General features: G+C 35.0%; 16 protein-coding genes. 2 read left to right on the top strand and 14 right to left on the bottom strand.

The window, feature by feature from the left end:
- The first annotated feature begins 688 nt into the window (after positions 1 to 688).
- Complete coding sequence (locus tag ACQKMI_RS03785; protein WP_427487348.1) at positions 689 to 835, top strand: YrzI family small protein; 147 nt, start codon at positions 689 to 691, stop codon at positions 833 to 835.
- Between the two features lie 771 nt (positions 836 to 1,606).
- Here the strand turns inward: ACQKMI_RS03785 and ACQKMI_RS03790 are convergent.
- From ACQKMI_RS03790 to ACQKMI_RS03800, 3 genes are all read right to left on the bottom strand, one after another.
- On the bottom strand, positions 1,607 to 3,169 hold the full coding sequence (locus ACQKMI_RS03790) for a glycoside hydrolase family 10 protein (protein ID WP_427487349.1): 1,563 nt from the start codon (positions 3,167 to 3,169) through the stop codon (positions 1,607 to 1,609).
- 814 nt (positions 3,170 to 3,983) lie between these two features.
- Positions 3,984 to 4,370: an SET domain-containing protein gene (locus tag ACQKMI_RS03795; protein ID WP_427487350.1), complete on the bottom strand. Its 387-nt coding sequence runs from the start codon at positions 4,368 to 4,370 to the stop codon at positions 3,984 to 3,986.
- A gap of 97 nt (positions 4,371 to 4,467) precedes the next feature.
- Entirely contained in the window at positions 4,468 to 4,677 is a 210-nt protein-coding gene (locus tag ACQKMI_RS03800) for a hypothetical protein (protein WP_049665921.1), read from the bottom strand.
- A gap of 415 nt (positions 4,678 to 5,092) precedes the next feature.
- Between ACQKMI_RS03800 and ACQKMI_RS03805 the strand changes: the two genes are divergently transcribed.
- Positions 5,093 to 5,437 carry a hypothetical protein gene (locus ACQKMI_RS03805; RefSeq protein WP_427487351.1) on the top strand — a complete coding sequence of 115 codons (345 nt, stop codon included), beginning with the start codon at positions 5,093 to 5,095 and terminating at the stop codon, positions 5,435 to 5,437.
- Between the two features lie 137 nt (positions 5,438 to 5,574).
- Here ACQKMI_RS03805 and ACQKMI_RS03810 read toward each other — a convergent pair whose 3' ends face one another.
- The 11 genes from ACQKMI_RS03810 to ACQKMI_RS03860 form a co-directional block, all read right to left on the bottom strand.
- On the bottom strand, positions 5,575 to 5,889 hold the full coding sequence (locus ACQKMI_RS03810) for a thioredoxin family protein (RefSeq protein WP_427487352.1): 315 nt from the start codon (positions 5,887 to 5,889) through the stop codon (positions 5,575 to 5,577).
- 132 nt (positions 5,890 to 6,021) lie between these two features.
- Positions 6,022 to 6,918: an NAD(P)/FAD-dependent oxidoreductase gene (locus ACQKMI_RS03815; RefSeq protein ID WP_427487353.1), complete on the bottom strand. Its 897-nt coding sequence runs from the start codon at positions 6,916 to 6,918 to the stop codon at positions 6,022 to 6,024.
- Positions 6,919 to 7,100: 182 nt separating this feature from the next.
- Positions 7,101 to 7,487, bottom strand: coding sequence for an Rrf2 family transcriptional regulator (locus ACQKMI_RS03820; RefSeq protein WP_427413449.1), 387 nt, complete (start codon positions 7,485 to 7,487; stop codon positions 7,101 to 7,103).
- A 129-nt stretch (positions 7,488 to 7,616) separates the two neighbouring features.
- Positions 7,617 to 8,129: a DinB family protein gene (locus tag ACQKMI_RS03825; RefSeq protein WP_427487354.1), complete on the bottom strand. Its 513-nt coding sequence runs from the start codon at positions 8,127 to 8,129 to the stop codon at positions 7,617 to 7,619.
- 395 nt (positions 8,130 to 8,524) lie between these two features.
- Positions 8,525 to 8,734, bottom strand: a complete 210-nt coding sequence (locus ACQKMI_RS03830; protein WP_427487356.1) for a DUF6440 family protein — start codon at positions 8,732 to 8,734, stop codon at positions 8,525 to 8,527.
- 188 nt (positions 8,735 to 8,922) lie between these two features.
- Complete coding sequence (locus ACQKMI_RS03835; protein WP_427487358.1) at positions 8,923 to 9,939, bottom strand: aminoglycoside phosphotransferase family protein; 1,017 nt, start codon at positions 9,937 to 9,939, stop codon at positions 8,923 to 8,925.
- Entirely contained in the window at positions 9,936 to 11,003 is a 1,068-nt protein-coding gene (gene rsgA, locus ACQKMI_RS03840; RefSeq protein WP_427487359.1) for a ribosome small subunit-dependent GTPase A, read from the bottom strand. Before rsgA ends, ACQKMI_RS03835 begins: the two co-directional genes overlap by 4 nt.
- A 507-nt stretch (positions 11,004 to 11,510) precedes the next feature.
- Complete coding sequence (locus ACQKMI_RS03845) at positions 11,511 to 12,371, bottom strand: CPBP family intramembrane glutamic endopeptidase (RefSeq protein WP_427487360.1); 861 nt, start codon at positions 12,369 to 12,371, stop codon at positions 11,511 to 11,513.
- A 158-nt stretch (positions 12,372 to 12,529) separates the two neighbouring features.
- Complete coding sequence (locus tag ACQKMI_RS03850; protein WP_427487361.1) at positions 12,530 to 13,132, bottom strand: NDxxF motif lipoprotein; 603 nt, start codon at positions 13,130 to 13,132, stop codon at positions 12,530 to 12,532.
- A gap of 295 nt (positions 13,133 to 13,427) precedes the next feature.
- Positions 13,428 to 14,222: a MerR family transcriptional regulator gene (locus ACQKMI_RS03855; protein ID WP_427487362.1), complete on the bottom strand. Its 795-nt coding sequence runs from the start codon at positions 14,220 to 14,222 to the stop codon at positions 13,428 to 13,430.
- A 186-nt stretch (positions 14,223 to 14,408) separates the two neighbouring features.
- Complete coding sequence (locus ACQKMI_RS03860; RefSeq protein ID WP_427487363.1) at positions 14,409 to 15,152, bottom strand: GNAT family N-acetyltransferase; 744 nt, start codon at positions 15,150 to 15,152, stop codon at positions 14,409 to 14,411.
- Positions 15,153 to 15,171 lie beyond the last annotated feature (19 nt).

The raw sequence follows: 15,171 nt of genomic DNA on the forward strand, positions 1-15,171 counted from the left end.
AGTATTTGGACGGTTATTTGGTATACACAAATTTAGTATAACATGATATTTTTATTATTTTTAATGAAAATTATTGACAACTATTAGCTGGTTTTATTGAAGATTGGTTTTCAACTAAAGCCCTCTTTACTTTAAGTACAAAAATTCTCAAGCACATTAAAATTCCATAAAGATCCAATTTTCGTTTAGGTTTTCCTTTAAATTGTCCTTAATTTTAATAATTCTAAACCATTTCTGAAATCCCTGCCTTAATAATAATTATGTTTTTTGGCTTTAAGTCTTCTATATCTTCTATTTGCTCCTCCGAAAATATCAGGTAACTAACAATGTAAAGCAGCAAAGAGTTTTTCAAGTCACTAACATAATCAGGAAAACTTAGTAAAAGATGTTTACAAACAGCTTATAAATAGATATACTTACAAAGTAAACAAAAAATTCTTAAGGAGGTCGAATGAAATGATCGTTATCGTTAAATTGATGTCATTGGTAGTTACAACTTCAGTAAAAATGAAAATCACACATTCGACCAGATCGGAATGGATCGCTTAAGGTTTTTTTTTGTAATTAAGCATACCAATACCGCAGGGAGAAGTGTGCCCCTGCGGTATTTTTGTGCCTTTTTTCACCGTAGGAGAGTCTCTCTACGGTTTTTTTCATTTTTCATGGTAATTTAAGGAGGTGATAATAAATGATATTAAACATTTTTGCTCTCACGATAACTATTACAAAACGTGAGATCTCTCTTGAGAAAGCACTTCATAATGAAAATGCGAAAAAAATCTTAGAAGAGAACCGAAGAAAAGTAGATAATTATATTCGCATTCGTCAATATTAATTTTGTTAATTAAAAAACATGAAAGGTGGGAATTGAAATGATTTATATGATCAAAAGACGTCATGCAGTTTTATGGGTGGAGAAAGACACAACCACCAGATGATGTAATATAAAGTGACAATATAGCTATTTAATTTTATAATCTCAGTAAAGCTAACCCGTTCTAACCTAGGACGGGTTGCTTCAGGAGGTATTTTGCACTTTTTTAAGCGATATTTTACACATACAACTTGATGTAGTTTAAGAAAGAAAATGCGGAATTACAATGTAAGGGAAATTCTAATTCTAAAAAGCGTAATTCCTCGATACTAAAATTGAATTTGGCAATTTTTAGCTTAATTCCATTATTCTGCCCCGTTAGCCATCCATGTAGCGCAAAAATAAGATCTTCACCACAGAAAATGAAAAATGATTACGTTCTTTCATGGGAGTTTAATAAGAAGGTTTGTATATTCTATAAAGGGACTTTCTAAAATGAACAATAAAAATCCATCCCTAAGCGCTTTTAGCATAGTGATGGGATAATATTTATACAATAATAATCATCAGTAAATGTTGCTTTAAAATAAAGTTTGATCAAAACTTCTTCACAAGCCAGCATTTTACGATAAATAAAAAGAATCCATTTTGAAAAAAGATTGATCAAAATGGATTCTTATCCCTCAAATTTAAGATTGGTTTTTATAAAAAAGATCGATTATTTTCTACCAATAGGCTTTGGATCTACAGGTTTTTCTGGTTGCTCTGGCCCTTCAGGTGTTGGCTCTACTGCTACTGGTAAGGATTTCCGTCTTTTAGAACAAAAGCAGTTTTACTTTCCACACCTGTAGCAGATATAGACTTTATACCATATGTGTATACTTTACTATTATTTGCAATAGTATCTACATAAACAGTATTACCTTGTGTGTTATAAACCACGTCTACTATATTTTTAACGTCTTCATATGATCCTTCTTTTGTTCCATCAAATCGGTATATTATATATTTCCTTGGTTGAGTACTATTTTCATCTGTAATAGTAAGCTTCATGCCGAAAGACTCTTTACTCAATTTAACATCAGTTGGACATAAAGGTATTGCAGAGCCTTTCCAATAAATTGTAGGTGTTAAAGCTTTATAATTGTATAGTTGCTGATTTAGATAAGAAGCATATCCAAGAGCGTTATTGTTAATACTTCTTAGAGAAAAATGCATTTGTCCTTGAGCATTTTTATTTGCTCTGTTGGCGATTACTTGGCTGATAAGTTCCGTCTTATTATTCCATGCAGTATCAGAATCATTTCCAACTTTATGATTGGCCATGCCAATATATAAATTAACAGGATGGACTTTTGCGTACGTTTGAACTTCTCTTCCCCACCAATCTAATAAAACAGAGTAATTTGCTGCTTTATGATTTCTGGACCAATAGATTTGAGGAGCAATATAATCGATACTTCCATCTTTAATCCACTGTCTTGTATCAGCATAAAGATCATCGTAGTTACTCATTCCATTCGTGTTACTACCAGTAGAATCTTGCCCTTTGTTTCGCCAAATTCCAAACGGAGATATTCCATATTGAACATGAGGTTTAATTGCCTTAATGCTTGCATAAACCTTTTTTACTAATTGATTAACATTATTTCTGCGCCAGTCTTCAATATTATTGAATGAGCCACCATACTTTTTAAAAGTTTGTTGATCTTGAAAAGTCTCTCCTTTTATTTTATAAGGATAGAAGTAATCATCCATATGTACAGCGTCGATATCATAGTTGCTTACTAATTCTTCTATGGTTGATAATAAGTAATTTTGAACTTCCGGCAAACCAGGATCTAAATAGTATTGTTTACCGTATTTCACTACCCAATTAGAATTTTTACGGGCTACATTATCGGCAGCAAGATTAGTCAAAGATTGCGAAGGCATAGTGATCCTATATGGGTTTACCCAAGCATGAAGTTCTAATCCTCGCTTATGTGCTTCGTCCAGCATTATTTGCAATGGATCAAAACCCGGATTGGTCCCTTGTGTATTGCCTGTTATATACGATGACCATGGAGCAAGCTTAGACGGGTACAGTGCATCATTTAATGGCTTAACTTGAAAAATAACTGTATTAAAGTTATCAGCTTTTAATTTGTCTAAGGTACTTTGAACCCATTGAGTATATTGGGTTTTACTCATACCTGCCTTCATATCAATATTAGATACTGTTGCAATCCAGGCTGCACGCATTTCATTTTGAGGTAGTGAATTAGCTGTAGCCTTTTGATTTGTAAAAACAGGAATAAGTAAAAGTAAAACAAAAAAAGTTACTATGCACTTTCCAAAAAAATTTTTAAACATAAATAATGAAATCTCTCCTTTTAATTCTCAGCTATTAAAACCTAGCTGTTACTATAACCTAAGTAAATACCATTTCAGCCTATTCTATAAAAGTAGGAACTGATTTATCCTTCCAAAAAGATGTCTTACAGTAATTAGGTCTGTAGCATTTTGTCGGCAGGACCCTCTATTGGTAATTTCAATTGTTTGCGAAGCTCGTTGGAAAATTTCATTCTGTTTCTTCGCTCACTATATAATACCACAAATCCCCAATTATTCTCTCTTCACCGGTAATTTCCATTTGTTTAAATTCTTGACGCCAATTTTATGATAGCGTTGAATAGCAATCATTTGGTCAATTGTTAAGTTCGTTTGATAAAGTGGACCATACGGTGGAAGGATTGGAAGAAATTCTTCACAAGATAAACATCAGTTTTAACATAAATGTCCAATAAAAAAATCATCTCAAAGGATAACCAAAGAGATGATTTTTATCAAACTTTATTACAAATTATCAATCTTTATTATAAACGTTCAATCTTTTTTACAAAGCTACAGTAAAACCATTGTATTTGCACTGAGTTGTTTAGCTACCTTGAATATATATTTTAAGGATATTGCGTACAAATTCAACATTAAAAACAGATCACTTGCAAACCAAAATGCTCACACATTTGCTCACATAATTATTTTTTTGAGTTAATTATATTTAACACAGTTTATTTGAGGATTACTTAAAACCTTGATAAATCAGACTTAATCGAACTGCATTTACTGAGTTAAACTAGTTTAATTAAGTGACTTTATCCTTCTTGGATCAACGCCCCGATTTATTTTAATCCTCTTTTTCCTGATCAAACCACAGTAGCTCTTTGTCATCAACATCGCCATTATAATTGATTAGAATTTCATCTCCGGCTTTAATATCCGTATAAGCAAAGAAGTCAAATGTTTCGTTTTTAAAATTAATCTCATAAGTTGCATTAGGTTCATAAGAATGGTTAAACAACATACCATACCCAAGAAGGATAGCAGTTCGACCGATCCCATACTCAAAAGCGTAATCAGCGAGTAACGTTTGCTCAATGTATTGGTGTTGTTCATTTGGATAAGCAATGACAGGGGCTTCGTGTAAAAGCTGTCCTTTTTTGATATCACACGTTGCAAATACCCCTCTATTGAATTCTCCATCACTTAATGGAGATGTTTTGATCTCTATCATGTTTGTTCTCCTACTCACTTTTAAAATATTCTTTGTAGCTGTAATCATTGAACTTTTTTTATTAGCTAGTTCATTTAAACACTTCGTTTATTATTGATTAGCGTGACTCTTTTGGTGGTTGGCAGACATCACATTTACGTTGATGTTTATTTTTAAATTTTGTAAATGTTTTTTCAAACTTGCTACCACATGCACATTTAAATAGTAACTTTTGAGAGAAACCGTGATATTCAGTCGTTAGCAATTTACTTTCTGAATTATTCTCCACAAATTCTTTAATTTTATCAATCGTCCATTTTTTATTCAATCTCTTACACCTCAATATTTTATCTCTATTCGGAGGCTTTCTTGGCATCCGTTCAGTTATAAGGAACGTCTTAATTACCTTAAGTTACTCATTATAACACGAGCTGGTATATAATCAAAACAGATTGAAAAAATCATATTTGACTAACATTCTACTACAAACATTTATGTATCAACGGTCTACCACTTTCATGTTGGGAGGAAATATCCCCCTGTTTTATTTATGACGGTACTTCTAATGATACAAGCGCAATCTCCCCAGATTTCGAAAAGACTTCATACACGCTAGAAAAAGCAGCAATTTTGCCTTTTTAAAAGGAACAGAATAGCACCCTATTGGAATGGTCATCTGCTCCACCGAATTATTTACCTTTTACAATAAGTGTTATTCTATTAACAAAAAAAGGAGTGATATTTTGACGAATTCCTTTAGCAAATATATAAAATATATACCACCGCTCATTTTAATTTTCAAATTAATTTATTTTGGAATTCCGGAATATGTGAAGCCTGTTTTTGTTTATGAATATATAATATTTTTCGGAGTATCTTATTTTTTTGCTATTCTACAAGATTTTTTTAATCCAAGTAAAATAACAGATATATTACTACGAGTTGCCATGATCATTTGTTCTCTTATCCTATTGATTACATCCATCTACTATACAGAAACGTTCTCGATTATATTTTCTACGATTATGTTCGTTGCAATTAGTTTCTCATTATATTTAGAAATCAAGTCAAACAAGCAACAGGATTAACCCTTTTTGCTTGTTTGACTTGATGATTATTATAGTGAAACATTCACCACGCTAATTTTTTATACAGACGGCTTTCCTTAAATAGAGATACCTTTTTTAGATGTTCATCCAAAATGGTTTTTCAGTTGTTTAACGAATCATACTCCGATTATTTGCTTCAGTTTTTCATAAGGTACATATCCAATAATTGGTTCATGTGATTTATTATGAATAATCAATCTAGAATGAGGGATACCCATTACCTTATATTCCGCTGCGATCTCCGGGCTTTTTTCAACATTCACCCTTATAATTTTCACCTTACCACTGAATTCTTCATTAAGTTCTTTAAGCACCCCTTTGAACATTTTACATGGGCCACACCACTCAGCCCAAAAATTTATTAACACAATCTTTTTAGTTTTTAAGTGTTCTCTTAATTCTTCCTTTGTTGTTACTTGAACAATTGACATCATTCTTTTCCTCCTTTGTGAAATTAAAAATCTTGAAGTTATAATATGCTTATTATTATGATTAGACCCTACTCTTTCCCTTTATCACACATTAAAGATCTTTAATATCTGTAATTAAACTAAAAAATTCTTTTAAATTGTACTATCGAAAACAACTGCCATCGCTGCTTTATATCCCTCAGCAGCAGCGACGATTAATGAAGACTGGCCTAATTTAGCTGTCTCCCCCGCTGCATACACATTTTCTTGTGACGTACGGCCTGCCTCATCCACAACCATGCTACCATTTTCATTTAAATGACAACCGAGTTGCTCTGCAAATTGATTCGGACGCACAAAGTTAGGGACTATAAAACCGCCAACTCTTTCTATTTCAAGCCCAGAACTAAACACTATTTTGTTTAAATAACCATCTTCACCATGAAGATTTTGAATAGACTCAGTAATGACAGTTATATCTTTTCTTTGTAGTTCATTCAATGTCGGTGCAGAAAGCTCATGACCATTTGTGGCGATCACTAAATCCTTTGACCAGTTATAGATAAGCTTTCCTTTAAAAAGGGTTTGTTCTTCATTTTCAGAAATAATAATTAGAGGTTGATCTCTTAATTCCCATCCATCACAAGTTGGGCAGCTGAATAAACTTTTCCCATAATATTTTCGAATATCCGGAATTGTTGGAAATTCCTCTTGAACACCTGTTGCCAATATTATTCTCTCAGCAACATACTCAATTTCTTCTAACGTTTCAATTTTAAATAAACCATTTGGTTGTTTCGTAATATTCATAACCGTGTTTTGATAATAATGAACTGACGGGTATTTTTTCAGATCATTCAAAGCTACTTCTTTAAACTCGGCTGGTTTAATACCATCACGCGTAAGAAATCCATGTGATTCTTGCGTCACACGATTCCGATTTGTTCCATTATCAAATAACGCGACTTTCTTACGAGATCTTCCTAAAATCAAACTAGCATTTAACCCACCGCCGCCTGCACCGATAATTGCACAATCAAATAATTCCATCATATAACTCCTCCATAAATTGTGTAGAGTACATGTTGTGTGCTACCCAACATGCCTTTAAGGCTCAACTTAAAGGAAAAAATAAAATGATTCTAAGCTAAAAGTTTGCAATTATAACAGACTTAAAAGACTCTTTATATCCGCGATTAATTAAAAAATAATGGTGGACTATAAATCCACTACTATTTTTTCACAAGATCCGATATTTTGCTGTTTCGTAACTCGTTTTCCAGTTTTTCTTCTGCAGATAACATTACTTCTTTTATGACGCACTTAGGATCGTCAAATAAACAGCATTCAAATAATGACGATTTGCCTTCAATTGCATGGATAATATCTAAAAATGAAATATCCTCCCAGTTATGACTAAGAGTATATCCTCCATTGGCACCCGATACAGAATTGATCATCCCCTCTTTTACTAACTTCGTGAGGATTTTAGACAAATACGTAGGAGAAACATTTTGCATCTCTGCTAATGGTTGGACACCAACTGGTTTATTCGGTTCTTCCTTCGCAAGAAAGAGCATTGTGTGTAGCGCATAATTTGTAGCTTTAGAATATTTCATAATGTTTTTCACCTCAATTAGAGACTTTACATACCTATAATAGCATTGATCTTTCGCCACTTCAATATTTGTGTCTTTATGTTGATTTCGAGATGAAAATCAACCATCTTCTAAAGATAGCGGTTAACTTTATCTCTTCAAAATGGCAAGCATCTGAAAAATATGGCCCCTATGATGTGCCTCGTGTTCGAGGAGATGGTAAATAACCCACTCAGGTGTAACATCGTAATGAGCGAGGCTTCTGGATGCACGCCAATCCTCTAAATTCATAGTACGAAAATGGAAAAGTAGTTCATCACGTACACATTGTAGACGATATAAATGTTCATCTAAGCTTTGGCCCTCTATATGGCTCAAAGTGTCATCCTGATTACGGTCTTCTTGAGGAAATAAGGAACGGATCTTTGGATTCCATTTACCGCCAAGAACCTCTTCATAGAGCCAGTCTGCTTCAATTAAAGCGATATGATATAACAACGATCCAATCGAGTGACCGTTTAATTCGGTATCAAGATATTGCTGACTTATGCCTGCTATTTTTTCTAAAAGTGTTCGCCGAACATCTTCCAAACACCATATCCATCGACCAATCTCTGATTCAAATTCTGGTAAGGGTAAGACAACCAAATTTTTTCTGTTCATCTATTTCTCCTCCGTATTCCATAAAATCAGCCTGATTGTTGCCATACGCCTGTTGCTGTTTTGCTACTTGCATCTACATGTTTATGGCGGTACTCTTTTTACTGTAAGAAACGGCAGCTACTGGAGCTAATGACCTTATCTCACGACAATTACTAATAAATATAATGTAGTCGACTTCTGATAGATTAAATGTAAATAAAAAAGTTCTGACTGAACTATATAATACGAACGCCTCCGTTAATTGAATTAAATCTAGGCTGTTTTCTCAAAGATTGTTACTGTTAAAAAAAAGGCAGAATTAATCTAAAAAACGTGTAGACTAAATTCTGTCTTTTTATATTTCGTGAATCAAAATTTAACTAAAGCTACCATATAGTTGAACAAGATAAATTATGTTATTCATTAGTTGGTTTTATCATCGGTTTACCATCCTTATCCAATAACGGGGTGATCCCCCCTGCATATCCAGCCCAACTAAATAAATAATGAATTCCTGTTTCTCTATCTACTATTATTCTGTTTCCATTATCCACACCATTTTCTGTAAGGATTTCTTCAAATCTCTTCTTTGATCCTTTAATCTTCTCTGAGTCTTTATTTGACATTTTTCCGCCCCCATATTCATTAATTGTTAACACTATTACTGAAATTTCAAATAACACCTTTTTATACTACGCTCTTAACAGGCGATTATTACAAAAGTAGTAAAAGGCAACAATTCTATTGAAAACTACTTAAAATTTCACAGACTTTCATCCAGTTGTTTACACCTAATATACAATAGTTATATTTTCTACATATTTCTCATCTCATAGATTTTTTGCAAAGTACTAAGGTGCATTGATTTATCTTCGGGAGACGTAGCGAATTTATACCACTCCACAAGCCTGTATCCGAACATGGCAAGAATTAGTTCATAGATACAATGATCGGATACATTGGACACATCCGCATATTCCGAAAAACCCCTGTAATATGCCGGAATGCATTTTTGGTAGTATTCAATCATATGACAGACGTCAGCTTCATCAGTTATTAAACTCGCGATATCCTCACCCATGTACCCCCATCCGGCAGTATCCCAATCGATAAGTACGATTTTACTGTCCGAATAGAATATGTTTGCCACCCAAAAATCTCTGTGGCAAAGTACTATTGGTAACTTTTCGATTCGACTGAATATTTCGTCCGCATTGTTATCTATGTCTATGAGCATTTTACACAGATGCTTCGGGATTTCACAGTCATCTGAGCGTATATAATCATACAAAACATTCCATGACCGATAACGCAGATAATAGTTTTTCGTAAACTCAACCTTGCTTAAATTGGGCAAATTCTGCAAAACGTTTGGTCGTTCAGTATACAACCTGCCTTGAAATCGCCCCAATTCTTCGGCTATACGTTCATACATTTCCACGGTTAGATTTAAGCCTGACACACCATCAATATATTCCATCCACAGTTGAGTCTCATCACCATTTATTTCGGCGTGATAACACTCCGGCCAGCGGAACGAATCGAAGAAAACCTTTTTGAAATCCGATGCATAGAGGTCGTATTCCCTACGCCATGAATCCGGATCACCATAACGCTCAAATTTTTTCTGTGTTTTCCAAACCATCTTATACGGCAGATTTTCACCATCAGAAGTTTCAGCTATACCTGATACAAGCCGAACAACCCCTACTGTCCCGCCTTGCAACTCTTTAAGTTGATAATCTGCGCGGATTATCGTCTGACCGATCATTTTACTCAAAACAAGCTCCAGTATTTCGGGCTTTACAACCTTTTCAACATAGTTGTTCATTTCTTGTATCCTCCCTTTTTACCTTTATGTCGCATGTCAATAGACTTTTGCCTCGCCCGTTTATCCATGAGATACCTCGATTTATCATCCACAAACCGATTTTCCCGCTTCTGTACAAGGTAACGCTCCCATTGCTCTGGTGCCAATGATCCATCAGCAAGGGCAGCAAGAACAGCGCAGCCCGGCTCCGTATGATGGCGGCAGTCATTAAAACGACACTGTGTGAATAATTCCTCCACACCGTTAAATCCCGCACTGATCCCGTCGTCCGCACCAAACAGCCCAAGTTCACGCATACCAGGTGTATCAATAACCATCGCACCGGAAGGAAGCATAAAAAGCTGACGATGCGTTGTTGTGTGCCGGCCCCGACTGTCGGCCTCTCGGATAGCCTTGACAGTCATCACTTCCTGATTCATTAAGGCGTTTAGCAACGAGGATTTTCCCACACCGGACATGCCAAGTAATACAACCGTTTTACCTGGTTTCAAATATTCACTCAACTCATCTAAACCACTCCCAGTGTGGCTGGAGACTGCGTGAACTGGCACGTCAGGAGCAGCTTTTTGAACTTCAGCTAACGGTACACTGAAATACGGGGCAAGGTCAGCTTTTGTTAAAATTACGACGGGCTGGCTGCTGCTCTGTCGTGCCTGTGTCAGGTAGCGCATGATGCGGCTGACTTTGAAATCCCAGTTTAGGGACGACACGATAAATACGTAATCAAAATTCGTTGCTACGACTTGCTCCAGTATGGTTTTGACATACCCTGCTGCATGTCCCGAATAGTCAGCGCGGGAAAATTTCGAGCGGCGAGGCAGCAAATTGGCAATGCGCGAAGCACCATTTTCGTTGTATTGCAGAAATACAAAATCGCCAACGCACGGAAAATCCTCCCGAGTTACCGCAGTATGGTAAAAAGTGCCCTTCAATACAGCCGTCACTTCTCCTTGTTCCGTGATGACGGTATATTGCTCTCGCTGTAGTTCCGTAACCCTTCCAGGTATTAAACCTATCGGCGGTGTTTCGACTTCGATATAGCCGTATTGTTTTAAATCAATCAATGAACCGACCCTCTTCCAAAAATTAAAGTTGTTTTCGGGCATAAAAATACCGCGAACAAGCAGCCTCCTAAGAAGCTGCTGTTTCGCGGAGAATAGCCAAAAGTCGACTATAATATAAAAGGAATACGACTTTCATCGTATCCCGCTAACAGCAGTATTCATGAAAGGTTACTGTTTACGGCATAGCAAAAAACACGGGTGATATTCCCGTTGCTCTCATTCCAAGCTATAATAAAAGATTGGAATTCACTATGCCCGATATTCGGTTAAGTTAAAACCACCAATATGATATAAGTTGTCATTCATAACATCCCCTTTCGTGGAAAAACTTGGAATATAATTCCCTTCTATAGTGTGCCATAACGCTTCACTATAAATCAACAGAAAATTTTGATTATAGAAAATTTTATTGATCATCTACCTCTCAACTCAATGCCACAACTACCGTATATAACATGAGAAAAGCCACCTTCGCTCTCGATTTGAAGGTGGCCTCTCGTGCCGAAGTTACTCAGGAATTCCAGTATCATTAGTCACTTGTCCCTTTAGGCGTTGGAGTCTCAAGTTTGTACCTTTCTGTCCATACAGTACATTCTTTGGATTAATAATGATGAATAAAACCGCTACAACAAAATATAAAATGGCGTTATACATGATTAAATCGAGTAAATTGCCGTTAATTAAGCCTATTAAGAAATTAAATAATTGGTGGATGATGATTGGGATGATTAAATTCTGATTTAAGTTATAACATGCTGTCATGACGATTTTAATGGATATGAGTGCAATCATAAAAAATAGAATATATTTGATTAAATCAATACCCACAAGCCCTGCAGTAAACCATATGGGTAGATGCCACAGCCCCCACCAAAATCCTATAATGATGGAAGCCATTAAGGGTGTATACTTCTTTTGGAGCTCAATTTGAGCGAAGCCTCGCCAACCTATTTCTTCTCCTAATGGCCCTGCAAGAAGGTTTTTAATAAAGAAATATATCAGCATTCCCCATGAAGAAACAGTAAAAATAGAGTCTACTTCACTATTTTTCGATATGAGAAACAATATTATCAAAAATAGCAATGCTTGAATCATAACCACAGTAAGAATCAACAAAAAATTAAGTTTACTGTTAAATTTATCTTTTACAAATTGCATAATACTCTGCCCAGGATAGATCTTTTTAAATAATAGTGCAAAAGCAAAGGTTGAAGACCAAGCTGATATACAGAGCATGACATCAAATATCCATTTAGGAAATCCTAACATGCTGATGGCTCCTACAAGACAAAAAAGTGGCAAAAAAATAATATTGGTTAATACAATAAAACTCGCTACTGGTTTTTTTAGTTTCTTTTCTTTATTCATACATATCCCCCGCTTCAAACTAAGTTTTCAAAAATGATAATATTAAGAATATCTTTAGCTTAAACCTGGGGGTTACTCACAGGTCAATATTTATACCATCAAAAAATTTGACGAAAAAAATACCCTTCAAAAACAATGAAGGGTAAAAAATATTCTTTCTATTCATCGAAATATGTAGTTTTAATTTTTTTCTCGTCCAAAAACTTTTCAATTTTTAGTTGCTGCCTTCCGTTCGCTCTTGTAAAATGCTCTGAAGCAAAATCTGTTATTTCTGTCAAACTACCATTTTCAACTGCTCCAACAATTTCCTCATCAAATTGTGTTAAAATTCCCCTGATTGATGAAACAAATTCATAAATTGTCTTTGAAGGTTCTTTATAATCATCTGGGATACTATTATTACTTATAAAATCATTGAAATTCGCATCATTCTTTTTCCCTTGATCAATTAGTTCATTTAATTTTTCCCGATCCGATTCAGTAGCATCCTCATATTCATAAACGATCGTTTCCATTTCTTTATCGATTACATGACTATAATCCATATACTTTTTTATACTTGCTTTCATTTCATCTTCACTAATAGTTTCATTCTTTTTAGTAGAAACAAATAGATCGTCTGGAATTTTAACAGGTACATTGCTAGCGGAATTTTCCTTACTTTCTTTATTGCTTTCTTCATTAGGCATTGTATCGTGTGAACAAGCGTACATGACCACAATTGTGAATGCCATTAATACATATAAAGTAAATCTTTTCATTTTAATCTCCTTTTCATTTCATTAAATATTTCTAGTATTGTAAAGCTATTATTGCCAGCACCCTTATTCGAACATCTCGAATCGACTCTACATCCTCGTGTGTAATAAATGAATTGATCTAAAAAAGCTTTGCTTCGCTTCACGGTGTACTAGTTGAATAGTACACTATGACTGTTGAGTTTTCAAGTATTAAATTCAAAAAAAAGGAAGAACCCCTAAATAAATGGCTCTTCCTTCTTGAAATTAAGTTGAATTACGTTCGCCTCTTTAGCAAAAGGAAGGGAAACAATAAGGATCACTTGATCGGTGCATAAATCTCTAAAAATACCCGTTCCAGTCCATCTTCATAAGTGGTCAGTAATAGATTTATATATACTTGCCCCAATAGTTCATACCCTTCTTCTAATGCAAACTTTCTTAAACTCGCTTCCACGTGTTGATCAATACTTTTTCCACCTGTTGACCATCTCCCATCTTCGATAACTGTATAAATACATTTTGGATGAGATAGAATTTCACCTTCCATTTCTTCATCTAGGTCTTCCACTTTTCGTACAATTATAAACTTATCTTCTATAACACCTTCTTTGTTGAATTGGATGACTCTTCTTAAAGATGTAAGCGTAACTGCTTTTTTTAAGCTGTCTGCATTCTTTCTTAAAGTGTCATATTCTTCATACGCAGTAAAATGTTCAATCTCTCCCTTTATTGCTAAAGGTTTCATTTTCTTAACTATGTATTCTCCTAAAAATTGTTTGATTTTCTTACAATCTTCTTTTACTATTTGAATCTTTTTCAATAGCAGTTTTTTATATTCTATTTCCAGTAAAACCTCTTGTTCTTTTTCTTCTAATAATGATTGAATTCCATCGATACTCTTACTCTTTCTTAATTCCTGGATTTTTTTAATTTCAATATCAATTTCTCGATAGAAATTTACTGTTGTAATATCATAAATATCAAAATGACTATATTTTCTATACCCATTCTCAATATTTTGCTTTGGCTTTACTAAATCCTTTTCCTCATAAAACTTCAAGGTATCTCTAGATACACCTAAAAAATTAGCTACTTGCCCAATTGTGTACATTTTCCCACCCTTTAACATTGCTATATATTCTATCTTTATGATACTTGCTCAACAGGTACCAACGTTATGACCAAAAACCTACGATACTACAATTCCCATAATCAATAAACCTATTTTTCCCATCACAAGAAAAATAGGTTTAACTATCAACTGGTCTTCTCCAAGGTAATTTCTATAGATTCTATCCTACCGAGACTTTCCGACAGTACACTCAGGAGAAATGACATCCCACTTTCCAAACAGCGTCAAACCTGCCGCTTTAGCTAGAAACGTTGAAGCCTCGTTATCGAGCTGGCATCTGTACTGTGTTTCGTAACCCTGCTCAAAGGCGTACTTACTAATTGAACGCACTACTTTGCGAGCATGACCTTTCCCTCTAAAAGATGTCAAAGTCAGTACACCGAGGTCTGCAATTTGCGCATCTTCTTTCCAAGGATACATACTGGCAGCACAAACTAATCGGTTATGCTCAAAAGAACCGTACACCGCCCAATGATCCAACTCCACATAAGCATCATCCAAATCTTGTTCCGACGCGGAGGACTCGAACTCAGAGAAAACTGCATCATCTTGCTCTGTTAATTGGCGCAATGACCCTTCCAAACTTTCTTGCAGCAAAACGTTCTTTTCGGCTTCTGAAAAATAAAAAATATTATCTGCACCATTTAGAATGACGCCCGCTTCCTTTAATTTCTGAAGGAAGACCAGATCAGACAGCTCACGTCCTTTGGAAATGTCTAATTTATCGGCCATCTCAGGCGTCAAGACTGCCCAAAACCGGCCGTCAGTCGTTTCCAACACCATGACCCGACTGTCTTCGCTTAGATCAGGATTGATAGTAATCGTAAAGTTCTCATCGTTGTAGATAATGTCTCCGTTTAAAAATTCCGACTTCCAATAGTCAGTTATCGCCGGTGAAAATAAAGGCATACTTATAACCCCCTACAAT

Origin of the sequence: Lysinibacillus sp. NPDC097214 (assembly GCF_050277945.1) — a bacterium.
Lineage (GTDB): Bacteria > Bacillota > Bacilli > Bacillales_A > Planococcaceae > Lysinibacillus > Lysinibacillus xylanilyticus_B.